The sequence below is a fragment of the Mesobacillus sp. AQ2 genome, assembly GCF_030122805.1.
Taxonomy (GTDB): Bacteria; Bacillota; Bacilli; order Bacillales; family Cytobacillaceae; genus Mesobacillus; species Mesobacillus oceanisediminis_A.
Genome location: NZ_CP126080.1, coordinates 2,805,774 through 2,832,088, shown reverse-complemented (window position 1 = coordinate 2,832,088; position 26,315 = coordinate 2,805,774). Strand labels below are relative to the sequence as shown.

At 42.5% G+C, this 26,315-nt stretch carries 22 protein-coding genes; 17 read left to right on the top strand and 5 right to left on the bottom strand.

Features of this window, described 5'->3' with window-relative positions:
* The first annotated feature begins 161 nt into the window (after positions 1–161).
* The 7 genes from QNH36_RS14195 (at position 162) to QNH36_RS14165 (ending at position 9,274) form a co-directional block, all read left to right on the top strand.
* Complete coding sequence (locus QNH36_RS14195) at positions 162–542, top strand: hypothetical protein (protein WP_144479586.1); 381 nt, start codon at positions 162–164, stop codon at positions 540–542.
* A gap of 105 nt (positions 543–647) precedes the next feature.
* Positions 648–3,224 (top strand): DEAD/DEAH box helicase, encoded by a 2,577-nt coding sequence (locus QNH36_RS14190; protein ID WP_144479584.1) that lies wholly within the window; start codon positions 648–650, stop codon positions 3,222–3,224.
* Between the two features lie 117 nt (positions 3,225–3,341).
* On the top strand, positions 3,342–4,601 hold the full coding sequence (locus QNH36_RS14185; protein WP_144479582.1) for a LysM peptidoglycan-binding domain-containing protein: 1,260 nt from the start codon (positions 3,342–3,344) through the stop codon (positions 4,599–4,601).
* 828 nt (positions 4,602–5,429) lie between these two features.
* A complete protein-coding gene (locus QNH36_RS14180) occupies positions 5,430–5,813 on the top strand; it encodes a phasin family protein (RefSeq protein WP_283903691.1) in 384 nt (127 codons plus the stop codon).
* A gap of 14 nt (positions 5,814–5,827) precedes the next feature.
* Complete coding sequence (locus QNH36_RS14175) at positions 5,828–7,504, top strand: ABC1 kinase family protein (RefSeq protein ID WP_283903690.1); 1,677 nt, start codon at positions 5,828–5,830, stop codon at positions 7,502–7,504.
* Positions 7,505–7,584: 80 nt separating this feature from the next.
* Entirely contained in the window at positions 7,585–8,511 is a 927-nt protein-coding gene (glsA, locus tag QNH36_RS14170; RefSeq protein WP_144479576.1) for a glutaminase A, read from the top strand.
* 106 nt (positions 8,512–8,617) lie between these two features.
* Positions 8,618–9,274: a hypothetical protein gene (locus QNH36_RS14165; protein WP_283903689.1), complete on the top strand. Its 657-nt coding sequence runs from the start codon at positions 8,618–8,620 to the stop codon at positions 9,272–9,274.
* Positions 9,275–9,400: 126 nt separating this feature from the next.
* On the opposite strand, the gene QNH36_RS14160 is transcribed toward QNH36_RS14165, so the two are convergent.
* Both QNH36_RS14160 and QNH36_RS14155 read right to left on the bottom strand, forming a co-directional pair.
* The gene (locus QNH36_RS14160; RefSeq protein ID WP_144479572.1) at positions 9,401–9,775 is read right to left on the bottom strand and encodes a hypothetical protein; all 375 of its coding nucleotides are present in this window, start codon (positions 9,773–9,775) and stop codon (positions 9,401–9,403) included.
* Between the two features lie 5 nt (positions 9,776–9,780).
* Complete coding sequence (locus QNH36_RS14155; protein ID WP_251540431.1) at positions 9,781–10,971, bottom strand: ParM/StbA family protein; 1,191 nt, start codon at positions 10,969–10,971, stop codon at positions 9,781–9,783.
* A gap of 201 nt (positions 10,972–11,172) precedes the next feature.
* On the opposite strand from QNH36_RS14155, the gene QNH36_RS14150 reads away from it, so the two are divergent.
* The 3 genes from QNH36_RS14150 (at position 11,173) to QNH36_RS14140 (ending at position 14,207) form a co-directional block, all read left to right on the top strand.
* Positions 11,173–11,943, top strand: coding sequence for a CsxC family protein (locus QNH36_RS14150; protein WP_283903688.1), 771 nt, complete (start codon positions 11,173–11,175; stop codon positions 11,941–11,943).
* 298 nt (positions 11,944–12,241) lie between these two features.
* Entirely contained in the window at positions 12,242–13,021 is a 780-nt protein-coding gene (locus QNH36_RS14145; protein WP_144479567.1) for a CsxC family protein, read from the top strand.
* Between the two features lie 145 nt (positions 13,022–13,166).
* Positions 13,167–14,207, top strand: coding sequence for a hypothetical protein (locus QNH36_RS14140; protein ID WP_283903687.1), 1,041 nt, complete (start codon positions 13,167–13,169; stop codon positions 14,205–14,207).
* Between the two features lie 122 nt (positions 14,208–14,329).
* Here the strand turns inward: QNH36_RS14140 and QNH36_RS14135 are convergent, their stop codons facing one another.
* Positions 14,330–15,064 (bottom strand): CsxC family protein, encoded by a 735-nt coding sequence (locus QNH36_RS14135; protein WP_144479563.1) that lies wholly within the window; start codon positions 15,062–15,064, stop codon positions 14,330–14,332.
* A gap of 228 nt (positions 15,065–15,292) precedes the next feature.
* Positions 15,293–16,333, bottom strand: a complete 1,041-nt coding sequence (locus QNH36_RS14130) for a CotY/CotZ family spore coat protein (RefSeq protein ID WP_283903686.1) — start codon at positions 16,331–16,333, stop codon at positions 15,293–15,295.
* A 193-nt stretch (positions 16,334–16,526) separates the two neighbouring features.
* On the opposite strand from QNH36_RS14130, the gene QNH36_RS14125 reads away from it, so the two are divergent.
* The 7 genes from QNH36_RS14125 to selB all read left to right on the top strand — a co-directional run bounded on the left by QNH36_RS14125 (position 16,527) and on the right by selB (position 25,462).
* On the top strand, positions 16,527–17,102 hold the full coding sequence (locus QNH36_RS14125; RefSeq protein WP_283903685.1) for a branched-chain amino acid aminotransferase: 576 nt from the start codon (positions 16,527–16,529) through the stop codon (positions 17,100–17,102).
* Between the two features lie 163 nt (positions 17,103–17,265).
* Complete coding sequence (gene hutP, locus QNH36_RS14120; RefSeq protein ID WP_144479557.1) at positions 17,266–17,700, top strand: histidine utilization transcription antiterminator HutP; 435 nt, start codon at positions 17,266–17,268, stop codon at positions 17,698–17,700.
* Positions 17,701–17,801: 101 nt separating this feature from the next.
* The gene (gene hutH / locus QNH36_RS14115) at positions 17,802–19,322 is read left to right on the top strand and encodes a histidine ammonia-lyase (RefSeq protein WP_144479555.1); all 1,521 of its coding nucleotides are present in this window, start codon (positions 17,802–17,804) and stop codon (positions 19,320–19,322) included.
* 30 nt (positions 19,323–19,352) lie between these two features.
* Positions 19,353–21,014 carry a urocanate hydratase gene (hutU, locus tag QNH36_RS14110; protein WP_144480023.1) on the top strand — a complete coding sequence of 554 codons (1,662 nt, stop codon included), beginning with the start codon at positions 19,353–19,355 and terminating at the stop codon, positions 21,012–21,014.
* A 203-nt stretch (positions 21,015–21,217) separates the two neighbouring features.
* Positions 21,218–22,417: an imidazolonepropionase gene (gene hutI, locus QNH36_RS14105; protein ID WP_222125082.1), complete on the top strand. Its 1,200-nt coding sequence runs from the start codon at positions 21,218–21,220 to the stop codon at positions 22,415–22,417.
* On the top strand, positions 22,389–23,330 hold the full coding sequence (gene hutG, locus QNH36_RS14100) for a formimidoylglutamase (RefSeq protein WP_313959732.1): 942 nt from the start codon (positions 22,389–22,391) through the stop codon (positions 23,328–23,330). The genes hutI and hutG overlap by 29 nt, the downstream gene beginning before the upstream one ends.
* Positions 23,331–23,575: 245 nt before the next feature.
* On the top strand, positions 23,576–25,462 hold the full coding sequence (selB, locus tag QNH36_RS14095; protein WP_144479551.1) for a selenocysteine-specific translation elongation factor: 1,887 nt from the start codon (positions 23,576–23,578) through the stop codon (positions 25,460–25,462).
* A 74-nt stretch (positions 25,463–25,536) separates the two neighbouring features.
* Here the strand turns inward: selB and QNH36_RS14090 are convergent, their stop codons facing one another.
* Positions 25,537–26,043, bottom strand: a complete 507-nt coding sequence (locus QNH36_RS14090; RefSeq protein WP_144480019.1) for a DUF3231 family protein — start codon at positions 26,041–26,043, stop codon at positions 25,537–25,539.
* Between the last annotated feature and the right edge of the window lie 272 nt (positions 26,044–26,315).

Sequence of the window (26,315 nt, the reverse complement as noted above, 5' to 3'; positions counted from 1 at the left end):
TATTTATAGTCACTATAGAAGTTTATTGAATGCTTATTTCCTTATTAATAGGTAACTGATGGGAAAAAGGGTATACTAGAATTATATGTAATTCCTCGGGTCTTCTGGTGTTTCGACTTACCATGAGAAGGCGTGAGACCAAACCAGAGAGGATGAGGAAGATGTTAATCAAACTATATCAGGCAAAAGCTGGAGATGGCAGCAAAAAGAAGGGGCTTAGGAGGACGAAATCCTATTTTTCGACACCTGAGGATGCATTGTCAGAGGCTTTTGCATTAAAGGAAAAGATGGATTCGAGATATGAAAATGAAATAGAATGGGACTATCAAGGTGATTTTACAGGGACTCCGGAGAAAATGAAAATCCTCAGGGGATATTTAAATGGCAATCGGGAGAGTACAGCATTTTACCTTGAAATTCTAAGTATTGAAAATAACGATGGGATTAAACCTGTATCGCCTTATAAACCGAAGTCTGTTACGAAGGATGATAAGAAAATTTCTACTAGGGTAATGAAGAAGTTAAAGGTAAAGCAGGCATAGTAACACCCCATTCCTCTGATTTTACAGAGTATAGGATATGGAAGGGACGCACATTCCAATTGTGCGGCCTTTTATTTATATTAGGCAATCTTGAGGGGATCAGATATGAAACAAATTGAAACAATTTATCAGCAAGCAGTTGAGAATACGAAAAATAAGGTCATGGAAGACATTGCGAAATTCCTTGGCGAACAAGAGAGTCTTCCTGAATTGGAAGAATACCTGAAAACAAGAGCCACATATATTAACCAGATTTGGCTGAATGTTTGGCTGACGAAATCGACAAATGACTTTTCAAAGCGTGATAAAAAGGAATTTTTAAGTGAGCGGGATTATATTGTTGAAGGTGTCGACCGTAAACTCATCAATAAGCTTTTCAGGAATGAAATAAGAAGCTATCAGCCTTTTGACCCGAAAGATTGGATTGCTTCGGCCATCAGTGAGGACAACTGGCCTGATTTGTACGAGCAATCAAGAAAGAAGTTCCTGAAGAAAAAGGAAGAAGATCGCTTGCTTGAAAAAAAGGCCAAAATCATTGAAACGATCTATCAACATGCCCAGACAGTTTTAAATGATTTCCAGGAACTTGCCTATTTAAGAATCAGACATAGTATGGCTGTCGAGCTTAAAAGAATTTTTCAGGAAGAATCAAAATACAAGGATATAGACACATTCATGCTCGAGGAAAAATTGACGGTGATTGGTTCGTTCAACACAGAAGACTACAGGACAATGGCCGATTTTTTTGATGAGCTGACAGGGCAAATTCATCAGACCTCTCACTGGGGCCGGTATTATTTTGAGTATGAAACCTACCAGTATCATTTCGAAAAAGCGGTACTGGAATATTTTTCAGGCATAGCAGCAGAGAAGGTGCTGGAATGTCTTGACCAGGAATTAATCAACGGTTATCAAGTTGCATTCGACGATTCATTATCTATTCCTGAGATCTGGAGAAGCATCAGTGATTTGGCCGAAATTTATATTGACGGTTTCATGTATAAGCTTCAGGAAGAGTATATCAGTGATCTTTTAAGGTTGCAGGATATTACATTTGATTATGAAACTCATCAGGAAATTTATGAAAAGGACCTGGCAGAAAGAAAGCGCAGGAGGGTGGAAGAACAGGCAGAACTTGAAAGGAAAAGAGAAGAAGAAGCCCGAATGATGGAAGATATTTTCGGCAGGGAATACAACCCTTCACTCAGGCGCAATGTCCGGTACATTTTGCATATCGGTGAAACCAATACCGGCAAAACCCACCAGGCACTTGAACGGATGAAACAAGCAAAAAGCGGCCTTTATCTCGCTCCTCTGCGGTTGCTTGCACTTGAGGTATACGAAAAATTAAATGCTGAGGGCGTTCCATGCTCATTAAAGACAGGGGAAGAAGAGAAACCAGTTTCAGGTGCAAACCATATTTCCTGTACAGTTGAAATGTTCCATGAAAAAGACTTTTACCATGTAGTGGTCATTGATGAATCCCAGATGATTGCTGATAAGGACCGTGGCTTCTCCTGGTTTAAAGCAATTACAAAAGCAAATGCGGAGGAAGTTCATATCATAGGCAGCAAAAATATCAAGGCAATGATGATGGATCTTCTCGATGATGGGGTGGCAGAAATATATGAATACACCCGGGAAATTCCTCTCCAGGTCGAAAACAAGGAATTCAGCCTTAAGAATACCAAGAAGGGCGATGCACTGGTTTGTTTCTCACGGAAACAGGTGCTTGAAAATGCAGCTAAATTGCAAAACAGCGGCCGCCAGGTCAGCATGATTTATGGCAGTATGCCGCCAGAAACAAGGAAAAAGCAAATAGATCGATTCATCAACGGAGAAACAAGTGTCGTTGTAGCTACTGATGCTATTGGCATGGGATTGAATTTGCCGATCAGGAGAATCGTCTTCCTTGAAAATGAAAAGTTTGATGGAACGAGGAGAAGGAGGCTGACTTCCCAGGAAATCAAGCAAATCGCTGGCCGTGCAGGAAGAAAGGGAATTTACAATGTAGGCAGAGTGGCTTTCACTTCAGAAATTGACTTGATGTCCAGGCTGCTTGAAAAAGAGGATAAACTTGTAGAGACCTTTTCTATCGCACCTACTTCAGCCATTTTTGAAAGGTTCCAGAAGTATCATCGAACGCTGGCTGTATTCTTCGAATTATGGGATCAGTTCGAGAGCCCAAAGGGCACAAACAAAGCTTCTCTGTCTGAAGAAAGAGAACTTTATGAATACGTGAGGGACACCGAAATCGAGGCAAGGCTGCCAATGATGGAGCTATACGGATTCCTGCATCTTCCTTTTTCATCGAGAGAGCCAGCGCTTATCGAACAGTGGCTGGAAACGATCAAGGCGATTGTTGCTGGATATGAGCTGCCTGAACCTCCTGTAAAAACGGCCAGTCTTGAAGAGCTCGAGCTTTCTTATAAAGCGATCGGACTCCACCTTTTGTTTTTATATAAACTGGGAAGAAAAACAGAGGCTATTTATTGGGAAAGGGTCCGTACAGAGTTAAGTGATGAAGTACATGAGTTCTTAAAGGCAGAGGTGAAAAATTATAAAAAGAAATGCAGGCACTGCGGGAAGGGAATCCACACTGACTCTCCTTACCAGATATGTGATGCCTGTCATGCTGCAAGATACAGGAAACGCAGTGCTCCAAAGGACCGGTGGAGATGATTAATTATCAGCAGGGCTTAGTTGTTTAAGCCCTGCTTCTTTGGAAAACGAAAGTAATATATAACAGAACAACAGCCATATGATAAAAGAAGGATAAAATAAAAAAGGTGTGATTAAATGGCTGTCCACATCGTGAAATCAGGAGAAAACCTCTGGTCCATTTCCAAAACGCATGGGGTAACGATTCAAAATATAGTGGAAGTTAATGGTCTTCCTTCGGCAAATTTTATCGTTCCAGGACTTGCCCTTTACATACCAGACAAGCAACCGATCATCAGGTTTTATAAAATTAAAGCCGGTGACACATTGTGGAAACTTTCGCTGCAATTCAATACAAGTATAAACAATATACTAAATGCCAATCCCGGTCTGGATCCAAACAGATTATATATTGGCCAGAACATCAACATACCTTCTCCTATCAAACCACAGTTCTCCACTTTAGGATTTATCGTCCCTGGTTCTTCTCCAACATTCCTGAACGATTTAGCAGAAATTGCACCTCACCTTACTTACCTGGCAGTTGCAGCATTTTCCTTCACAGAAGAAGGATATGCGTATGTAACAGGTGATGATGTCCCTATCGTCATTCAAAGCAATGAATTGAATATCATTCCGTTGTTAATGGTTCAAAATACAACATCCGCAGGTTTTAGTAAAGAACTTGCAGGAAGAGTTCTGTCATCGCCAGCATATCGAAGGAATCTTGTGGCAAGCCTGGTCAATCTCGCTTTAAAAAGAGGATACCGGGGGATCAGCGTAGACCTGGAATTTATTCCGCCTCCTCAGCGAGAGGATTTCAATACATTCCTCAAGGAACTGAAAACAGCAATGGGCAGTCTTATCATGCATGTGAATGTCCATGCAAAGACTGAAGATATACCTTCCAATCCAATCATAGGAGCTTATGATTATAAGAAAATCGGTGAGATTGCTGATATCGTCGCTGTGATGACGATTGATTATGGGTATCCGAGCGGTCCGCCGGATCCAGTTTCGCCGCTTTGGTGGATCGCACTCGTTGTCAGATATTCATTGACCCTTATCCCTCGGGAAAAGTTACAGATTGGCCTTCCGCTATATGGACATGACAAAATAGTATCCTCTACTCAGTTTCGTGCCCTTTCCGTGCTGGATGCGCAAAATCTTGCCATCTCAACAGGTTCAGTCATTCAATATGATTCAGCAGCAAAGTCACCCTGGTTCAGGTACTGGAGAGGAACGGAGGAACACATCGTCTGGTTTGAAGATATCCGCAGCTATATCGAGAAATACAGGCTGATTGATTTATATGGATTGAATGGAGCAACCTACTGGCAACTAAGCTTCCGGGCTCCCCAAAACTGGGCTTATCTTGATAAGGCCGATATAGTTTAGATAGTGTTGGAGAGGTGTGTTTGTTTTAAAGTGGATAGAAGTTTTGTCAAAACACCTGGCTGTCACTGGAGCAGGTACAGGTTCGGACAAAACGTCGGCAGATCATGAAGAAAATGTCCGAAGCAGGTGGAAGTTCGGACAAAGCGCCCGTAGACCATGGAGGAATTGTCCGAAGCAGGTGTAAGTTCGGACAAAATGCTTGCAAATCATGAAGAAAATGTCCGAAGCAGGTGTAGGTTCAGACAAAACGTAGTCAGATCATGAAGAAAATGTCTGAAGTAGGTGGAAGTTCGGACAAAACACCGGGAGATCATGAAGAAAATGTCTGAAGTAGGTGGAAGTTCGGACAAAACGCCGGCAGATCATGAAGAAAATGTCCGAAGTAGGTGGAAGTTCGGACAAAGCGCCGGGAGATCATGAAGAAAATGTCCGAAGTAGGTGCAAGTTCGGACAAAACTGCTGCAGATCATGAAGAAAATGTCCGAAGAAGGGGTAGGTTCAGACAAAACGCCGGCAGATCATGAAGAAAATGTCCGAAGAAGAGGTAGGTTCAGACAAAGCGTAGGCAGATCATGAAGAAAATGTCCAAAGCAGGTGGAAGTTCGGACAAAACGTCGGCTGACCATGAAGAAAATGTCCGAAGTAGGTGCAGGTTCGGACACAACACCGCCAGAATAGAGTTAGTTCCCTTAAAAAATATGTACCAATCCAAAGTATCCAAGCACCTGGTTTTATCGAGCCAGCTGCTTTTTTTATGTAAAAGGGTAATTGTCCCTGGTTTTTGGGTATTAGATAAGTAAATATATTTTATATTGGAGGGCCTTATCAATGAATAATTTTCTAAAAAGTGGTTTTTTACTTGGGCTTGGAGCCGCGGTTGCAGGAAAGGAAAAAATTGATGAAACAATCATGAAGCTGGTCGAAAAAGGAAGTATGACACAGACAGAGGCTGATACGATTTTTGATGAACTTTTTAAAAAAGGTGAAAATAAAAGTGAGGAATGGAATGATGAATTTAAAAAGATGGCAAGAAGCCAGCTGAGCGAATGGGGATTTGTGACAAAAGAAGAATTAGATGTTGTCCAGGCCCAGCTTGCATTATTGAAGGAAGAAGTTTCATTGAATCGCAAAAATAAAATGAATACAGAATTCGACCAGGCGGAGAATGGGATGGAGAATGTCCCACCTGGTTTTTCAAAAGACATTGAATAGCAGCAGGTGATGGAATGTTGACGGACCGTTTGAGACGTTTAAATAGATACAAGGAGATTGGTTCCTTATTTGTGAAATATGGATTTGGCTATGTTTTGGAAGAAGTCGGCCTTTTCCATATTCTATCGCTAAAAGATAAAGTAAAAGCAGAAGTGAAAGATGGTAATACACAGGAAATGGGTTATCGCATCCGCTGTATGCTGGAGGAATTGGGCCCGGCCTTTATCAAGCTTGGACAGCTTCTCAGCATTAGGAGTGACCTGTTGCCCGATGAAATTGTAAAGGAATTGGAACTGCTCCAGGATCAGGTACCACCCGTCCAGGTAGAAGAAATAAAAAAGAAGATCAAGCATGAATTTGGCAGGCCTGTTACTGAAATCTTTCATTTTTTCAATGAAGATTATGTCGCCGCAGCTTCTATCGGACAGGTTCATGAAGCCGTTTTACACAGTGGAGAATCAGTCATGGTCAAAGTCCAGCGTCCGGGGATCAAGAATATTGTGCTTACTGACCTGGAGATTTTAAGGGATTTTGCAAAACTAATCGAACAGCGATACGACTGGGCGCAGTATTATAACATAACGGATATGGTTGAGGAACTTTCTGAATCAATCAGAAGGGAACTGGATTATTCTGAAGAGGCCCGGAATACAGATATGGTTCAACTGCAATTTGAGGATTGTGACTCAATTAAAGTTCCGCTAATCTTCCATGATTACTCCACAACCCAAATTCTCACCATGGAAAAGGCTGAAGGAATCAAACTGAATGAGTTAAACGCAATGGTTGCAGGAAAAGAAGAAAAACGAAAAATTGCAGATTTACTGGTAAGTGCATTTATAACTCAAATTCTTAAAGAAGGATTTTTTCATGGGGACCCGCATCCGGGTAATATCCTCTATAGCCTGGAAAAACAGCAGCTGGTGTTTATTGACTTTGGCCAGGTAGGAAGGCTTTCGGCAAGTATGAGATACCATTCCGCTTCGATGATGATGGGAATCATCCAGCAGGATACCCATCGCATTGTCAAGGCGATATTCCGGATGGCATATGTTCCATCCGACATAGATGAACAGCACTTTTATGACCACGTGGATGGCATCAGGAAAACAGTAGAACTCTCATCCAAAGATGGCCTGAGTCTAGGATTGACGGTCAAGGAGCTATTTGCGGCTGCCCAGGAACACCGGATTATCCTCCCAAAGGAAATGACGATGATGGGTAAAGCCCTGATCACAATAGAAGGGATCATTTCTGAGCTGGATCCAACCCTGGATATGATCGAGATTGCAAAACCTTATGGAGAACAGCTTATGAGGGAACGCTATGATCCGATCAAGATGGGGAAAAGGCTCTTGAATCAAGCAGAAGACTTATCAGATACATTTGTTAATATCCCAAATCAAGTTGAAAATGTCCTGGACAAGGCATCCAAAGGCGATTTAAAATTTGAAATCAGCCTTTCGGAAATCAATCGGATCCTCAATAAATTCGATCGGATCAGCAACCAGGTTTCTTTTAGCCTTACGCTGCTCGCCTTCAGTATTGTAGTCCTCGGTTTGATAGTAGGAGCGACTTTTGGGAATAATACGATATTGACTAGCGTACCTGCTATAGAAATAGGATTCTTCATAGCGTTCGGTATGTTTTTATTGATTATTTATTCGATTTTAAGATCGGGAAGATTTTAAGGCGATTCAGGCAATGGTCCTTTCATTGCCTTTTTCTATTACTAAGATTAATAATGCGATAAGATTCGGAGGAGTAGAGTATGCCATGCAGAACAACTGATGAATTGAATGAACTCGTTCAAAAAGCAAAACATTACACATTTGGCGGCAAGGTTGCAGATTATATTCCTGCACTGGCAAAAGCCAATCGTGAGGAGCTATCAGTCGCTATTTTCCATGATGACGGAACCTGTGTATCCGCTGGTGATATCCAGCAAAAGCTCTCATTGCAAAGTGTCTCCAAAGTTCTGACACTTGCACTGGCGCTGATGGATTATGGGGAAGAAGCAGTGTTTGATAAAGTGGGGTATGAACCAACAGGTGACCCATTCAATTCAATCGTCAAGCTGGAATTCAGTCCATCCAAACCTCTGAATCCGATGATTAATGCTGGAGCCCTTGCGGTGACACATATGATAAAAGGGGAGGATGCGGATGACAGGTTCAATCGAATCCTGACTTTTATCCAGGATCTTGCCGGCAATTCCTCAATCGGATATTCCAAGGAAATCGCCGATTCCGAATTCGAAACTTCCGACTTGAACAGAGCCTTAAGTTATTTTTTGAAGCAGCATGGCGTCATCGATGAAGATGTAGAAGAACTGCTGATGGTGTATACAAAGCAATGTGCGATTGAAATGGATTGTCTTGACCTTGCACGTATTGGCTGTGTCTTTGCAATGGACGGTTTGGAGCCTGTCACCAACCGCAGGCTGATTCCTGCACATGTGGCTCGCCTATGCAAGACCTTTATGGTCACTTGTGGAATGTATAATGCATCTGGAGAGTTCGCAGTCAGGGTTGGGATTCCTGCGAAGAGCGGAGTATCTGGCGGTATCATGGGCTCAGTACCGAACAGGTTTGGAATTGGCATTCTAGGGCCGGCACTTGATGAAAAGGGCAACAGCATTGGCGGTATCAAGCTATTGGAAATGATGTCTGCTAAATACGATATGAGCATGTTCTAGCAGGCTGAGATTTGTAAAAATCCAGACAAATATTACCCGTGCGAGTATTTTTTTGCATGGTAAGATAAGGGGGTGGTTTATATTAACTGAAAGGAGAGTTATATGTATGGTCACGGATCAAAAAGTAATTTCCATACAGGAACGATTAAAAGATCAGGCATTTGAGGAAATAGAGGAATTGTTTTATTTCGCCAATGAATATTTTGGTGAATATTTACTTCATTTAGTTGATGATTTCATTGAAACAGAACAAATACCTGAAAAAATAGCCTCTTCATTAATTCCTCATTTTATTTCCTGGGCAGTGTTTTGCCATCACCTCCCTGACACAAAGAAGACAATCTTAGAGCAATATCTAAATTCACCTGAATACAAAAGCAGAAGGAATCCCAGAATCCACAGAATCATCAGTGAATGGAAATACGCATCACCGGGATTTTACATAATTAATGAATTTTATGGTGACCGTTTGCTCGTTGTCCATGATGTATTGCGCATGAAGGAGAGGCTGGTTGCCATCTATAATGAAATATACCATCATCCTGGGGACCATGACTTACTTTTGGGGTATCTGCTTCCAGCGGGGGATGGTACTTATTCACCAATTATCGATTTTTTCCACATACCAGTTCATCACAAAAAAGAAGCGGTCCACAGAATCATTGATTTCTATAATAAAAAAGCCGATGCCTCTGATCTTGAATTCTACGTCCATCATTATCCTAAACTGCTTTCCATCGTTTCCGGCGCTCTTCAACAATGAATTTCCAGAATGACAATAGGTGGGGTTTGAAGCGGCTGCTAAAAAAACCTGTTGAGTATAAAACAAATACCTACTACTTCAAACAGTGAAGGACGAGTACATAAGTACCGTCCTTTCTTTGTATATTTAGCCCCCGAATGCATCAAGGATGTCCTCAACTTCCTTCATATCGAGCAATTTAGCTGCCTCAGTTTGCTCTTTTGTACCCCTTGATTTTACAGATGGCTGAATGAAAAAAGAGCCATTATCAAGTATCGACCGGATGTCAGCGAGCTGCTGGAGGATTTCAGCAGAACCCCCATTCACCGCAGGCTTAGGAGTAAGGTAATGATGGAGCGCAGCAAGGACGAGATGGCTCAAAGAATTGTTTTCTGCATGGTATTCAATTTGTTCAATTACCTTTGGTGATATTGAATAAGATTCGCCGGTTTTGACGTCAATATATCGATCAGGAACTGTTATCGCAACTTTATTAACATAATCCGTATAGGTGTTTGACATACCGATCACCCTTCAATGGGAATTAGTTCCTCGGTATTCTCATGTTGTTTCTTAATTTGATTCATTTTGGCTAGAATCATGAGTCCGAAGACATTCAGTTTTTCCAGGTTCTCAGGAAAAGTCAGTTCAATCGGTCGCCCTTTGTCAGCCCATCTTACCGCTGCTTCCTGTATTTGCTTTTGTGCAAGTTTAGCTGCACCGCCCACTGCAATATAGCGGGACGCCCCCTTGATTTCGCTGGAACTGCTCCTTGCACGGTCAAAATGCTCAAGGTATTTGATTGCCATGATTCTGAGTTGAGGGATAACGTACTTGCTTATATCTTTCCTGACACCTGCAAAAGGTTCAACATACCACTCTGATTGTCCTGCTGAAAGTTTCTCCTCGAGTTCAGACCTGGAATCGAAGGTATAGAGTTCATTCTTGCTTACCTTCTTTATGACTGTATCCAGGAACAGATTAATGCCAAAATGGTCACCTTCAACCGACGCCACAGGCTTGCTGTTTTTGATGCCGACAAAGTCCACCGAATCACCGCCCAGGTCACCAATGATGACTCCTTTCCTGGAATCTTTCACGAGACCGTCATCCTTAATGGCGAGTGTGTCAATGTCACGTATTAACCCTAGATATGCACATGCTCCTTCTGCACCGACAATCACATCTTTTATCTCAAGCTTGACGATCAGTTCTTTAGGTTCGGAAATGCCGGGTACCTTATGAAGGGTGATGGTATGGCTGCCAATTAAACGCTGTTTAAGTAATTCCTTTTTTTCCTTATATTGAGTTGTAGGAAGTGATACAGCTAATTGGTCCACACAGTAGCTTATTTCAATGTCCTCCGGATTTAAGTTGGAAGCATGATAGGCTGCAGCGGCGAATAAAAGGATATAGGTCCGGTCTTCGTCTGCTTTTTGATTATTGCTTGAGGTCAGGCTCACATTCCTCTGTCTTGCGGCAGCCTTTCCTGCGTAAAAGATTTCCCTTTTGTTTGTGACCGCCGGGCTTTTTATCTCTACGATCAAATTTTCTTCGAGTTCAATATCCTCTTCGTCATAGGGCTTTTCATAAAACTCATCATCGTATAGCGCGATTGCGTTTGGCATTTGGTATTCGCTCAACTGCCCATCATCAGAGGCCAGAACCTTATACCAGCTGTTGCCTATGTCGACTGCAAGATAATTATAATTGTTCATTTCATCCTCCTCCTTTTGAATCCTATGCAAAAGGTATGTTCCATTGTGCAAGTACCCAATAGAAATAGAAAAAGGAAGAAATAAAGAAAAAGCATGATAAAACCAAAAAAATCCGCGTTTGTTCTGATTGATTCATCTAGTCCAAAAAATCTAGAAAGAATAGGATAAATTGTACAAGAAATTTTAAAAGGAGGAACAAAAATGACTAATGACCATAAAGGTAAGCATGGATGTGTAAATGTAAATCAGTCTGCATCCAGAAGTGAGTGTGTCAACGTACCTACACCGGGTTTAGTGCCTTCTGCCAATGTTCCAGTAACTTTAGCAGATATTACAGTTTCAGATCATCTGGTTGCCGATATCCATTTTCCGGATCCGGTCTTGGAAATCAAGGACATTAAGAAGAGAGTAAAAATCGTACAGTGCAGATTGCTTATAGGACCTACTTCAGACGCTGCAACAGGAATTCCATTATTCATCAAAGGGTTCATTCGCAAGAATATTCAGTACGCAACACCATGTCCTCATTCATCAAGTGACTGTGTAGCGTCAGAAATGCGATCTCTTACTGTAGACGTACCGTTTGAGTGTGTAACGGTTATCACTGATTTCCTGACTCCCCCAGTAAATCCAGTTGTTAATACTCGTGCAGAATTCGATTTCTTCAGGGCACAGAACCTGGGACATGGATTTCCAGAAAAGGATCAGTTGCTATCCAGCGACTTATCACAATTCCATCAAGTGAGTACTCAAAACTACAATCAGATTCCATTCTGCGAACTGGTATCCAGCAGCATCGTTCAATGGGACGAAGCTATCGACCGTCAACCTTTAACACCACATCATTCACCATTTGAAGAAGGCACCTTCCACAAGATTGTGGAAAAAACTTTCCTTCAATTCCGTGTGAGAGTTTTACAGAACCAGCAAGTTGCCTTGAATGGAAATGGCGACGACAATGGTAATGGCTAACTACCACTACTATTAATAAGAAACAAAATGGCGAAGGCTATTGTCTTCGCCATTTTTTATGGACTCTTCTATACATATGCCGATTTTCTTCAGGCTGCTCGTATTCCTGACGTATAAAAAGTATCAAAAAAAATTTTTAGTTCTTTCCTGGCCAGTACATCGCTATGAAAATAAATGATTTAAAAAGGTCCATGCCCTTTTTTAACTCACATAGGGGGGGGCATACGCCTAGACCCAATAAATCAGGATGCATAGGATAGAACATCTTCACTCTAAGGAGTTTAAGGAGGAGCCATGTATGTTTGAATTAGATAAAAATAAAAAGCCCGATTATGAGTGTAAGCCTTCAAAAGACCATTTTGAATGCACACCAAAGCATCATCACCCACATGTAAGCTTAGGGAAGGTCGTAACGAAAGTTCCTGTTGTCCTTGCAGAGCTGACGCTGCACGTGAATTTGGATACGTTAATTAAATTTCCAGAACCAGTGCTTGAAATTAAGGATATAAAAAAGAGAATTAAATTGACTCAATGCCGATTGCTATTGCCGACCAATAAGCTGTTTATCAAAGGTTTTGTAAGGAAGAACATCCAATATGCCAGCCCTAGCCAGGAGATTGAAGCTTCATCATCCTCATCAGTAGCTTCTGACTTGCATTCCTATACAGTAGATATTCCGTTCCAAGTTGTGACAGAAGTCAAGAACTTCCTTTCACACCCTGTAATGCCGCAGGTGAATAATCGTAAGGAATTTGATTTCTTTGTATCCAAACCATTGTCAACAGGGTTTCCGGAAAAAGATGAGTTATTGACCAGCGACTTGAGCCAATTCCATCAGGAAAGCTCACAGCACTATAATGAACTGCCGTTCTGTGAATTAGTTTCCAGCCAAATTATTGAATGGGATGAGGCAATTGACCGTCAGCCGCTTCCAACCTCTTCACCGATCGACGAAGGATTTTTCCAGACAATTGAAGAAAAAATGGTGATCGATTTTACCGTACGCGTTCTTCAAAACCAGCAAATCCGGGTATCTTCTGCAACGAATGATCCTGATTGCTATGACGAATCAGAATAAATAACAGTAAAAGACGGGGTATTATACTAGGCAACTATAGTATATGCCCTTTTGCCTTTATATAGGAAGGAGGGCATGGATCGGTTTCAATTTGGAGGAGAACCATCCAGTTAAGATGGATAACACCAATAGAATGTTTCAAGAAATGAATTTTTTTACCGGAAGTTTGAGAAATCTCTCTGGAGGACGTAATAGAGGTTCGGAAAGTCTTGAGAATGATAGAAATAATACCAATTTAAGCAATAACCGAACAAGCAGGGATTCAAAGGGTTCGGGAAAACCTTTGATACTTTCTCCGCCGGTAATTAAAAGTGTTGAAGAAAAGACATCCCAGAAAAATACACTACAGATGGATGAAATAGAGGTCGAGTCAAGTGACAACAGGGATATTTCAGTTGTTGCCGAATCGGATGATATCGATCAGGAAGAAGTCAAGGAAAGTCCTGATGAAGAGATTAATGAAATATTAGTGGAATCCAGCGAATTCAATCATGATCAAGAATCTTACAATCAACCCAGAATGAACGAAGAGTCTCAGGAAGATGCAGATTTTGAACCTGATTTTCAGGATTCGAATGAATCCTATGAAGAGTCATCATCAGAGCCTATCCAATTAGCAACGGCTGCATACCGTGGAATTAATAAAACGTATGAAAGGACTAAGGTGAGGCTTCCTTTACAGTTGGCAGATGTCGATCTCGAAATAGACATATTTGATACATTCAAGCTCTCAAGACCCATCTCTTCTATATCAAATGTTCGATGCTCTTTGCAATCACTTGATGCAGAAGTATTGCTGCCATCGGCAAAGTTATTTACGAAGGGAATCCTTCTTTTGACTATGGATTATGTAAATAACGACGATCTAGGGACCTTGCATTCACTAAAAATCCACTTGCCATGGAAAAAAATCATCCCGGTTAATTGGATTCATCAGCCCGAACTTTCCTCAAAACACAGCAAAGAATATATGTTCACTTCCCCGCTGGGAATGGAAGCAGGATTTACGCGTGAATATAAAGAGAGTTTAGTGGAAAAGGTGGACTTCACTTTAGCGAATCTGCACTGTGTTTGGAATGAACAATTTGTTGACCAAGACAAAATCATGTTCCAGGGTACTGCACGGATGAAGATCGATCTTTTTCAGAAACAATGCCTGGACTTGCAAAAGCTACTTTCACAATAAATTTAAAAAGGGTGCCTCAGACGAGACACCCTTGCCTGTTTGCTATTCTTGATTCCGAATCTTTAAACCTTTCATCTGTCCTTCATGCTTCCAGGTTGTAATACCATATAGAAGTCTTAGTCTTAGGAAGAAGATTCGTCATATTCTGGTTCTGGAGCATTGCAATAATCCAGGTTAACCTGCTGCTTTTGCAGTAATTTAATCTTTAAACCGACTTCCATCTTTTCGGTGATGCGGCTGAATCTTCCCCAGTTGTCAAAGTCCTTGAAAAGATCAATGTCATTGACGAAAGAATAGAGCAGTTTGCATTTAATTGGCTCATTGAAATATTCTTCCGTAAAGGCACCCGAAGTGCAACGATCGGCACCAAGACCTTTTTTGTCGATGAACCTTCTTTCACTAATAGAATTCTTATTGCTCAAAATTTCTTCAGTAGGCTGATTGAAGACTTCAACTGCCTGAATACATGTAAACGGCACATCGACACTATGGTCCCGCATAAATCCGCTGCATTGATCTATATACTGGATATTTTTGTGAACAATACCGGAGACATAGAGTTTGACAGTTCCGCTATTCATTGAAGAAATGATTGCCTTACACTGGGTTAAGGAAACATTCCTTTTCATGTTCTTGATTTCTCGGGCTGGTGTTGGGAGATGAATATCACTTTCAACATCTACCTGAAGATCTACTACCGCAAGAGAAACATCGATATCAGCAACCGGGTATGTGAGGTCTACCCCAGTAGGTGGATTAGATACACTGTCGCAATCAACACGAAGCGTTTTTGCCTTATCGCATGAAGTCTGTGGCGGGCAGCCATGGGAAGTGTTGCAGCCTGTATTTTTTCTCATTTCTTTCACTCCTTATTTTTTTATATCAAAAGCTTCAAGGAACAGTCTGACTCTGCTCCTTTCTTTTGACTTACTATTGTATATGCCAGTACACCAATGATTGAATAGACGAATGATAGGGGGCATTCACATATTTTTACCGAAAAGTACAGATAAGAGAAATTGATAGGTATTTATGAACTAACAGTAAATAAACCCCACATAAGTGGGGCATTCAATCTATTGGGATCACCCGCGTCCAGAGCATAAGAGCTTATGTGGGTCCATTTTTTTGGCTTTGACTGGGGGAAAGCAGGTAATGCCTACGAAATCTTTTAAATCGACTTCAAAGCAAGCTCCTGTTCTGATAAAGCCTTCAATGCCATGATGCTTTCCTTCACATCTCTCAGGACAAAGCAGTTCGAGAATCGCGCAGCAGCTAGATCCTTTTACAAAATCAACAACGCGGAAAAAGGTAGATTTTATATCATAAAAACAGCCATCGATCTTCACTACTCCGGTACCTACAAATGTCTCACAGTTACCTTTGCTGCAACCGCATAATAATTTAAAGGGAATGGTATCAAAGTTTGGATGCTTGCCTTGCTGCAGCAGTTCCTGAATCGAACGCTCGCAGCTGACATCACAGCCGTTTTTCCTTTTTGATACCTTATGCTGAGCTTCATTTATATCCCTTACCTTTTTGCAAACGCAATTATGGGAATGTTTTTCATGGTGATGGTCTTTTTCACAGCCGCAATCATGGAAATCATCGTCCCAGTCCTTGTGTTTATCTTTTCCCCTCCATTTTTTACGATCCTTGTGGTCAAACCAGTCATCCGATTCGTTATGGTGGTCATGGTCCCAGTCCTTGTGTTTATCCTTATCCTTGCATTTTTTACGGTCCTTGCGGTCATCCCAGTCATCCGATTCATAATGGAAATCATGGTCCCAGTCCTTGTGTTTATCCTTATCCTTGCATTTTTTACGGTCCTTGCGGTCATCCCAGTCATCCGATTCATAATGGAAATCATGGTCCCAGTCCTTGTGTTTATCCTTATCCTTGCATTTTTTGGAATCCCTATGGTCGTCCCAGTCATCCGATTCGTAATGGTGATTATGGTCCCAGTCCTTGTGTTTATCCTTATCCTTGCGTTTTTTGAGGTCCTTGTGGTCATCCCAGTTATCCCATTGTTTATGCTGATCATGTTTCCGTTGTTTATTTTTGTCTTTGGAATGCCAGAGGTCATGGTCGTCTGGCCGATGGTCATCCTTGTAATAATAATTCATGAATTCGCCTCTCCTTTCATTCGAATGGTGGTGTAATAACAGGATATGGGGAAAAGCAGTGGAATGTATGGGGATGTGACTATACTTCCGTAAAACTTTAGTAAATTTGGGGAATAATGATCAAGAATATTTGCTATTTCCAAAATAACCATTCAATATAAATAACAGTTAACCAATTATGGAGGGTAATGAAATGCTGAAAAACCAGGTGGAGAATTATCTCACAACACAAGATGGGCCTGTCGAATTACATAATGTCGTAAAAGAATATGCGGAACGCCAAGGACTTCTCGAGGGAACAGAGGCAAAAGTTTTAGATTCGGGTACCCTTTTTGATCGTGCATATATTGAAAGAGGGGACAAAGAAACGGAGGAATTCCTTGGTGAGGAATCATTCGACTTCCTCGAGAAGCCAATCTCCTATTTTAAAGACCGGAAAAATGAATTCATGTACATGGAATCGAAATGGTTTGATTTGATCGGTGTCGATGCAGTAAGTTTTGAAAATGATGATGTATTTGGGACCTACGATGTCATGCTTGGCCTTAAACTGCAAAAAAAGATGGGGCCGGCCATCAAAAACTATCTTGAGCAGAGCCTTCATGATGCAGGATACGATTTAATGTTCGACGGCAATGAAGGATTATGGAGCCTCAATTTCGCATTGAATGGCCTGGAAGGATACAAGGAGAGCCTATCTATAAAAGATGCTTTTATTCTAATTTATGATTTTCTTTTCAAATTGGCGGAATCTATAGAAGATAAGTAATGTAAAGCGCCTTTGCGGTGCTTTTTTTATCGCTTTAACAGGGTATCATACTACTATATTAGAATACTAAAATTTTCCAAAGTGGTTGACACCAGCCATCAGGAAACATAAAATTAACGTAAGTTATTAGTCAATAGTTAAAATTCAGAAAATGGAGTTAGTGATGAGTAAAATTGCGATTGGGAAAACAGCGGTCCTGCTGGCATCTTTCACAGAAGAAGAGATGGTGTTTTTTCAGGATAGGTTGAGTGATGTAAGCTATTGTCTTGGCAAGGTAGGATCAATGAATTTACAAAAGGTAATTTCCGCAGTGGAAACAGCTGCCAAACGCCATGGACTCATTCATCCTCATTTATACCGTGAAACACATGCTCTGTACCATGCAATAATGGAAGGGATGGAAGGTGTTACACGCGGCCATCTATCTATTGGTGAAATGAGCAGGACAGTCGGTCTGAGATTTGCTGTCGTAAGGGGAACACCCTTCGAGGATCGTGCAGAAGGTGAATGGATTGCTGTTGCGTTCTATGGAACGATTGGCGCTCCAGTAAAAGGTTCTGAACACGAAACGGTTGGGTTGGGAATCAATCATATATGAAGTTGCATTGCCTATAGTCCACTAGTCATAAGGAGGCGATGATGGTTTAAGTATGCCATTATCGTCTCCTTTTTATTTTATCCGATCAGGGGGTAGCTTGAATGGTTGTATTAACGGGTGAATCATTAACCTTGGAACAAATCAGGCAGGTTTGTTATCAGGATGAAATCGTAGCGATCAGTCCGGAAAGTATGGAAAAGGTTGAAAAAAGCAGGGAAGCAGTAGAAAAAATCGTAGCGGAAAAGCGTACGATTTACGGAATAAACACAGGTTTTGGCAAATTCAGTGATGTCATCATCGATGAACGGGATGTTAACTCACTGCAATTGAATTTGATTCGTTCGCATGCCTGCGGCGTGGGGGATCCTTTTCCGGAAGTGGTTTCACGGGCAATGATTTTGCTGCGGCTTAACGCCTTAATCAAAGGATATTCCGGGATCAGGCCAGTGATTGTAGAACGATTAAAGGAATTGCTTAACCTGCAGATCCATCCAGTTGTGCCGCAGCAAGGTTCGCTTGGTGCTTCCGGAGATTTAGCTCCGCTTTCACATTTGGCACTTGTTCTGCTCGGAGAAGGGAAAGTTTATTATCAGGGCAAGGTATGCTCCACTTCCGAAGCATATGAAAAAGAAGGACTCGAAGCGATCGAGTTAAAAGCTAAAGAGGGTCTTGCACTAATTAATGGTACACAGGCAATGACGGCGATGGGGGTTGTCAATTGGCTGGAGGCAAACGATCTGGCATATCAGTCAGAGTGGATTGCTTCCCTTACTATGGAAGGACTGGAGGGCGTCATTGATGCATTCCATCCTGCTGTCCATTCGGCGAGAGGTTACCAGCAGCAAATGGACGTAGCTGAACGTATGAGAGACCTGCTTGCAGGGAGCAAGCTGACGACACACCAGGGAGAAAAACGGGTGCAGGACGCATATTCGCTAAGATGCATACCACAGGTGCATGGTGCTTCCTGGCAGGCACTTGATTATGTGAAAGAAAAGCTTGAAATCGAAATGAATGCTGCTACGGATAATCCTCTTATTTTTGACAGTGGTGAGACGGTAATATCGGGAGGCAACTTCCATGGCCAGCCGATTGCCATTGCGATGGACTTCATGAAAATTGCTGTCGCAGAATTTGCGAGTATTTCTGAAAGACGTATTGAGCGGCTGGTCAATCCTCAATTAAATGACCTTCCTCCATTTTTGAGTCCACAGCCTGGACTTCAGTCTGGTGCGATGATCATGCAATACAGCGCGGCCTCTCTTGTTTCCGAAAATAAGACGCTCGCACATCCGGCAAGTGTAGATTCTATTCCATCCTCAGCCAACCAGGAGGACCATGTGAGCATGGGGACCATTGCAGCCCGCCATGCCTACAGCATTATTCAGAATGTCAGGCGTGTGCTGGCCATAGAATGTATTTGTGCACTCCAGGCAGTCCAATACCGGGGAATCGAAAAAATGGCGCCAAAAACAAGAAGCTTTTACGAGGATGCCAGAAAGATTGTTCCTTCAATCACAGAAGATCGCGTTTTCTCTGAGGATATTGAGAGACTGGCAGAGTGGCTAAAAAAAAATAACTGGCAGTGGACAGCTATAAAAAAGCATGGGAGCTTAGTTTGATAATCTAATTTATTAAGAGGAGTGGAAATGATGACAATAAAAGCGAAACGCAATATTAAAGCGAAAAAGGGCCTGGAACTCGAATGTAAAGGCTGGGAACAGGAAGCGGCATTAAGAATGCTTTATAACAATCTAGACCCCGAGGTCGCAGAAAAACCGCAAGACCTAGTCGTTTATGGAGGAATTGGCAAAGCCGCGCGTAACTGGGAGGCGTTCGATGCAATTGTTGAAACGCTAAGAAGGCTCGAAAATGATGAAACAATGCTTGTCCAATCTGGTAAACCTGTTGCGGTATTCAAAACACACCAAGCAGCTCCCCGCGTCTTGATTTCGAATTCAGTATTGGTCCCTAAATGGGCAAATTGGGATCATTTCCATGAACTTGATAAAAAAGGTTTGATGATGTATGGGCAGATGACTGCGGGAAGCTGGATTTATATTGGTTCACAAGGGATTCTGCAGGGCACATATGAAACCTTCGCCGAGGTTGCGAGACAGCATTTTGGCGGTACGCTAAAACATACAATTACACTGACCGCGGGTCTCGGAGGCATGGGAGGAGCCCAGCCGCTGGCCGTCACGATGAACGGAGGTGTTTGCATTGCGGTGGAAATCGACCCGCAGCGTATCCAAAAACGTCTGGATACGCGTTATTGCGACAGGATGACCCATTCAATCGATGAAGCGATTCAATGGGCAAAGGAAGCGAAGCATAAGGGTACAGCACTTTCGATTGGTCTTGTAGGCAATGCAGCAGAAGTCCATCTTGAACTTTTGTCAAGAAACTTTCAAGTCGAAATCGTAACGGACCAGACTTCGGCTCACGATCCATTGAATGGCTATATACCTGTCGGGGTGAATCTGGAGGAGGCAGCACAACTGCGGGAAAATAACCCGGAGGAATATGTTAAGCAATCATCATTCTCAATGGCTAAGCATGTTGCATCCATGCTTGAGTTCCAGCGCCGAGGAGCGGTTACTTTCGATTACGGAAACAATATTCGCCAGGTGGCCAAGGACCATGGAGAAGAGCAAGCTTTTGACTTTCCTGGATTTGTCCCTGCTTATATCCGTCCGCTGTTCTGTGAAGGAAAAGGCCCTTTTCGCTGGGCAGCTTTGTCAGGTGACCCTGCTGACATCCATCGCACAGATGAACTAATCAAAGAACTTTTCCCTGAAAATGAAGCCCTCCAGCGCTGGATTGACATGGCTCAGGAAAAGGTTGAATTCCAGGGTCTGCCATCGCGGATTTGCTGGCTTGGCTATGGTGAGCGAGTGAAAATGGGATTGGCAATCAATGAGCTGGTACGAAATGGTGAATTGAAAGCTCCGATTGTAATCGGCAGAGACCATTTGGACAGCGGGTCCGTTGCTTCGCCAAACCGGGAAACTGAAGCGATGAAAGATGGCAGCGATGCAGTCGGCGATTGGGCAATCCTTAATGCACTAATCAATGTCGCTGCCGGCGGCTCGTGGATTTCTGTCCACCATGGAGGGGGAGTAGGGATGGGCTATTCTCTTCACGCAGGTATGGTTGCAGTTGCTGATGGAACGGACCTGGCGGAGGAAAGACTGAGAAGAGTCCTGACCACGGACCCTGGAATGGGCGTTGCCCGCCATGCAGATGCAGGTTACGAAAAAGCGATTGAAACAGCGAAAGAAAAAGGCGTAGATATTCCAATGCTTCCGTAATGTAGAAAAGAACGGGGAATTCGAACGAGTTCAGATTCTAACGTGTTTAATTGCTCTTTTCGAAGTTGCTTCCTAATTCGATATAGAGCCTTTTGAGTGTATATAGAAAGGGTGGGAGACCATTGACATATGATTTGATTCTATACAATATAGGGCAGCTCATTTTGCCGCTATTCAAAAATCGACCCTTAAAAGGGGAGGAAATGAAAGAACTGCATATAAGAGAGAATGCCGCAATGGGAATCATCGAAGGAAAAGTGGCCTGGCTCGGCTCAAGCGTGGAGGCTGAATCATTAAAAGCCTCTGAGCGAATCGATGTCCAGGGAAAAGTTGTTTCCCCCGGCCTTGTTGATCCACATACTCATTTGGTTTTTGGTGGCTCGCGTGAGCATGAGCTTTCGTTAAAGCAGGCCGGTGTTCCTTATTTGGAAATATTGGCTAAGGGCGGGGGAATTTTGTCAACTGTCTCAGCTACTAAAAAAGCATCCGAAGCGGAATTGCTCAAAAAGGCATCCTTCCACCTTGAAAGGATGATTTCTTATGGTGTGACAACCATGGAAGCCAAAAGCGGATATGGCCTGGATGCAGAGACAGAGCTCAAGCAATTGCAGGTGGTCAAGAGGTTAAAAGAAAAATATCCGGTTTCGATTGTATCAACATTCCTGGGAGCACATGCTGTTCCTCCTGAATTTAAGGGGAAAGAAGCTCAGTTCCTGGACCTAATGTCTGGTTTATTCGACGAAATCAAAGAAACTGGGCTGGCGGAATTCATCGATATTTTTTGTGAAACAGGGGTTTTTACGATTGAACAATCTAGGGAGTACTTACAGCTTGCAAAAGACAAGGGTTTTGGATTGAAGATCCATGCTGATGAAATCGATCCGCTAGGTGGTACTGAGCTGGCGGTGTCATTGGGAGCTGCAAGTGCGGACCATCTGGTTGCCGCTTCAGATGAGGGAATCAAACGGCTCGCTGAAGGCAGCACAGTAGCGGTTTTACTGCCAGGTACAACATTTTATCTCGGTAAAGACCAGTATGCTCGTGCAAGGAAAATGATTGATGAGGGTGCAGCAGTCGCCCTGGCAACAGATTTTAATCCAGGCAGCTGTGTGACTGAAAACCTGCAAATGATCATGTCACTCGCAGCTTTAAAACTGAAAATGGCAGCGGAAGAAATCTGGAATGCAGTTACGATCAATGCCGCCCATGCAATCGGTAAGCCCCAAGAGGCAGGGACACTTGAAATAGGACGCCCCGCAGATTTCGTGATCTGGGATGTGCCTAATTATCAATACATTCCGTACCATTATGGTGTGAATCATGCTCAAAGCGTTTTCCGTTCTGGCAAAAAACTTTGGGAAAGGATGGCTTATAGTGGAGTTCAGCTATCTTCAGCCAGGTAGGCAGGCAGTATTCAAGGACAATTTTGTCACCAAGGTCAATGAGTGTCTTGCATCCTATACAGACGGAGCTATAGGGGAGATTGGGTTGATCGGTCTTCCGTTCTCAAAAACTTCTATTTCTTTGTCACAGGCATCGGATGCGCCTAAATCTATAAGGGCATGCCTTAGTACATTCTCTACTTTTTCAGGGGAAAGAGACCAAGATTATAAGAATATTAAGGTCCTTGACTTTGGTGATGTGCAGGTGCATCCAACTGACATGGAGGAATCCATTGAAAGACTCCGTATAAGCGTCGGAGAAATGCTTGCAAGGAATGCCTGTAACAGGTATATCTTGCTCGGTGGGGACCATGGAGTCAGCTACCCTTCGATCCGTGCATTCAGTGAGCAATATGGTGAGATAGGTGTCCTCCAATGGGATGCACACCATGATGTCAGAAATCTGGAGGATGGCGGACGGACAAATGGCACTCCATTCCGCAGTCTCATTGAAGGAGGTCACCTTAAAGGTGAGAATCTTGTCCAGATAGGAATCCGTGATTATGCGAATGCCAAAGTCTATCATGATTATGCGAAGGATAAAGGGATTACCGTTTATACAATGGAAGATGTTGAGATTTCAGGCATAGTACCTATTATAAAAAAGGAACTGGACAGATTATCTAAAATAGTAGATATAATCTATTTATCGGTCGATATGGATGTCGTGGACCAGGCATTTGCACCAGGATGCCCGGCAATCGGTCCGGGAGGCATAACCAGCAGGGAACTGCTTACCAGCATTTCCGCTGCAGCCACTCATCCAAAAGTGAAAGCAATGGATATCGTAGAAATAGATCCTTCTAAAGATTTCCGTGATATCACAAGCCGACTTGCGGCTGCCGCCATGCTTCGTTTTATGTTTAATCAATGATTTATAGTAAAAATAGACCTGCAGACAAGCAAGAAAGTGTCTGCAGTTTTTTTATAACGAGAGTAAGAAGAGTTTAATTGACAAAAGACCCTGCCTGGATATGTAGTGACCAAGGTTCGGGAAGCAGATGTATCTTCACTTACAATTTATGTGAGAACCAGGATACTTGTCCCATTTCGTCGCTTGAACTATTTTCGATTTAAAGTTAGAGTTACTTTATACATAGTAAAAGAAGGTGTCAGCATTTGAGCAAGAGGTATTTTACCATCGGGATGGCAGGTCATATTGATCACGGGAAAACGTCGTTGACCAAGGCGTTGACAAATGTGGACACTGACCGCCTGAAAGAAGAAAAAGAACGGCAAATTTCGATTGAACTGGGCTTTGCGCCACTATATGAAGATGAAGAACTGCAAATTTCGGTGGTGGACGTACCGGGACATGAGCGCTTTATCCGCCAGATGATCGCCGGTGTAGCTGGGATTGATCTTGTCGTTCTTGTTGTCGCTGCCGATGAAGGGGTCATGCCGCAAACTCGTGAGCATCTGGACATTCTTGGATTTCTGGGGATTCGTTCAGGAATTATTGCAATCACAAAGATTGACAGGGTGGAAGAGGATTTCATCGAACTTGTGAAAGACGACATTCTTGGCGAGCTTAAAGGGACCGTTTTTGAAAATGCACCTTTTATGATGGTCGATAGCCTATCTAAAAAAGGAATCATCGAACTGAAAGAACTGATTATTGGTACGCTGAAAGAACAGGAAATGCGTGATGTAAAGGGAGCTTTCCGTCTGCCCATCGACCAGGTATTTTCGGTAAAAGGCCAGGGCACCGTTGTCAGAGGCACTGTTTACGAGGGGACGGTTGAAGAAGGGCAGCAATTAAAAGTCTTGCCATCAGGGCATGAAGTAAGGGCACGACAGCTTCAGGTACATCATCAGCCTGCCAAAAAAGCGTTCGCGGGTCAGCGGGCTGCCATTAATCTTTCAGGGGTATCGAGGGACGAGCTTGAACGGGGTGAGGTGCTGGTTTCTTCTGAGCATTTTATCGTTACCAATACAATTGACGTCGCAATCAGAGTCGTTGAGGACCTTGACCACCTGGTAAAACAAAGGACGCCAATAAAGTGCCATATCGGTACGGCCGAAGTAATGGGACGGATTGTCTTTTTTGACAGAAACGAACTAAAAGAAGAGAATGGGGAGATTCTTTGCCAGCTGCGCCTTGATGAAAAAATCGTCACTAAACGAGGAGACCGGTTCATTGTTCGCAGGCCAAGTCCGCAGGAGACAATTGGTGGCGGTTGGGTAATCGACCCACGTGGAAACAAGTATCGATTTGGACAGCAGACAATTGAGGAGTTGGAAAAAAAGAAAGCTGGAACACCGATTGAAAGAATGAACGCTGCCTTATATGAAGCAAAAAGCCTGACGGTCGAAGAGCTGATTAAGCGGACAGCGCTTGATGAGGGATCTATTTTATCCAATCTAAAAGATGACCAGTTTGTCAAAGTATCAAATAAAGAATATGCCCTGACATCAATCATTGACCTTATCGAAGAAGATATCATGGATCGATTGGAAGATTATCACGAGGAAAGCCCAATGCGTCCTGGCATGAATAAAGCTGAATTGTTGCAAACACTGCAAAAATCTTTTTCTAAAACGTTGCTGGAATTCATAATCGAAAATGGAATCAGCAAGGGGTTATTCATGAGAAAAGAACAATATATCTCGCTTGCAGCATTTGTTCCGCATGTCCCGAAAAACTGGGAAAAACGGACAGAGAATCTGATCAACGAGCTGAAGAAAGACGGCTTAAAGGTTGCTTATTTGCATGACTATATTAAAAATGCAGGCATACCTGACTCTATCTCCTTTGAACTAAAACGCTTCCTCGAAGACCAGGAAGTTATTGTTATGCTGGATGACCAATACGCCTGGTATGGAGAACATTTTGCTGATGCAGTGAGTAAGCTGAAAGAGCAAACGGGAGATGAATTTGAAGTCTCACAGGCAAAAGAAGCAGTGGAGTTATCACGTAAGTATATGATTCCATTCCTTGAACGTCTCGATGCACTTGGATACACGAGAAGGATCGAGAACAAAAGGGTTTGGAGAAAAAGTTAAACAAAAAACAGCAGAGCCATGGGTTCTGCTGTTTTTGTCTGGTTTTAAAAATTGTTTACATAATATGATTATTTTTACTCGGTAGATTTTACCTGTAGTGGAGGAGGAATCAGCCAGCCTTTTGTTTTGTTTAACTTTAGCATTTTAGCGCCAAATTGTGCCTTTGCCATATGGAATTGGCCGTACATCATCGCGATATCTTCTCTGATGGACTGGCCGATCATAGTACTCGCGGCAATCAGACCTTCTGCAACATCCTTTGAGACTGCCGCCGAAATTTCAGGGTCACTGAATCTTGCTCCAGGAGGAATATCTTCCAGATGGGCAACAGGACGTTCAGGTGAAGATGGAGGGAGCCCGATGCCATTCGTTTTTAGCAGTTCTTCAACCTGCTTATTTTCTTCCTGCATCGCCTCAATTGCTTCTTGGACAAGCTTTTTAAGATCCTCATCACCAATGTGATTGATAAAGGTCTGGTATGCAGCGATCAGACCATGATTGACTGATAAATGAGTCCAGGCCCCATATACCTCACCATAATGCATAGGTTCATCTTTTGGATTTCCGCTTAAAATTCCCATAACCGCACTCCTTATTGTGTTTATATTCATTTTGTTTCTCCTTAGGAAAGGAAATTGTCAACAAGGCTTATTTTGTTTAAAAGAGAACAATTCATGCATTAACCTAAGATTAATATTTAGAGGAGATAGAAGGGAATATCGGATTGGGAGTGAGAGGATTAAAACACAGAATTTATCGAAATCGGTATCGTGTTCAGACAAATTGTAGGTATCGGTGCAAGATTTCCTCCCAAGTTGAAATATAAAGTTATTATATTTCATAATTGATGGAT

Excerpts from the sequence above, each read along its gene's own strand:
- QNH36_RS14195 (WP_144479586.1), top strand. The coding sequence starts at position 162 with ATGTTAATCAAACTATATCAGGCAAAAGCTGGAGATGGCAGCAAAAAG.
- QNH36_RS14190 (WP_144479584.1), top strand. The coding sequence starts at position 648 with ATGAAACAAATTGAAACAATTTATCAGCAAGCAGTTGAGAATACGAAA.
- QNH36_RS14185 (WP_144479582.1), top strand. The coding sequence starts at position 3,342 with ATGGCTGTCCACATCGTGAAATCAGGAGAAAACCTCTGGTCCATTTCC.
- QNH36_RS14180 (WP_283903691.1), top strand. The coding sequence starts at position 5,430 with ATGAATAATTTTCTAAAAAGTGGTTTTTTACTTGGGCTTGGAGCCGCG.
- QNH36_RS14175 (WP_283903690.1), top strand. The coding sequence starts at position 5,828 with ATGTTGACGGACCGTTTGAGACGTTTAAATAGATACAAGGAGATTGGT.
- glsA (WP_144479576.1), top strand. The coding sequence starts at position 7,585 with ATGCCATGCAGAACAACTGATGAATTGAATGAACTCGTTCAAAAAGCA.
- QNH36_RS14165 (WP_283903689.1), top strand. The coding sequence starts at position 8,618 with ATGGTCACGGATCAAAAAGTAATTTCCATACAGGAACGATTAAAAGAT.
- QNH36_RS14160 (WP_144479572.1), bottom strand. The coding sequence starts at position 9,775 with ATGTCAAACACCTATACGGATTATGTTAATAAAGTTGCGATAACAGTT.
- QNH36_RS14155 (WP_251540431.1), bottom strand. The coding sequence starts at position 10,971 with ATGAACAATTATAATTATCTTGCAGTCGACATAGGCAACAGCTGGTAT.
- QNH36_RS14150 (WP_283903688.1), top strand. The coding sequence starts at position 11,173 with ATGACTAATGACCATAAAGGTAAGCATGGATGTGTAAATGTAAATCAG.
- QNH36_RS14145 (WP_144479567.1), top strand. The coding sequence starts at position 12,242 with ATGTTTGAATTAGATAAAAATAAAAAGCCCGATTATGAGTGTAAGCCT.
- QNH36_RS14140 (WP_283903687.1), top strand. The coding sequence starts at position 13,167 with ATGAATTTTTTTACCGGAAGTTTGAGAAATCTCTCTGGAGGACGTAAT.
- QNH36_RS14135 (WP_144479563.1), bottom strand. The coding sequence starts at position 15,064 with ATGAGAAAAAATACAGGCTGCAACACTTCCCATGGCTGCCCGCCACAG.
- QNH36_RS14130 (WP_283903686.1), bottom strand. The coding sequence starts at position 16,333 with ATGAATTATTATTACAAGGATGACCATCGGCCAGACGACCATGACCTC.
- QNH36_RS14125 (WP_283903685.1), top strand. The coding sequence starts at position 16,527 with ATGCTGAAAAACCAGGTGGAGAATTATCTCACAACACAAGATGGGCCT.
- hutP (WP_144479557.1), top strand. The coding sequence starts at position 17,266 with ATGAGTAAAATTGCGATTGGGAAAACAGCGGTCCTGCTGGCATCTTTC.
- hutH (WP_144479555.1), top strand. The coding sequence starts at position 17,802 with ATGGTTGTATTAACGGGTGAATCATTAACCTTGGAACAAATCAGGCAG.
- hutU (WP_144480023.1), top strand. The coding sequence starts at position 19,353 with ATGACAATAAAAGCGAAACGCAATATTAAAGCGAAAAAGGGCCTGGAA.
- hutI (WP_222125082.1), top strand. The coding sequence starts at position 21,218 with ATGAAAGAACTGCATATAAGAGAGAATGCCGCAATGGGAATCATCGAA.
- QNH36_RS14090 (WP_144480019.1), bottom strand. The coding sequence starts at position 26,043 with ATGGGAATTTTAAGCGGAAATCCAAAAGATGAACCTATGCATTATGGT.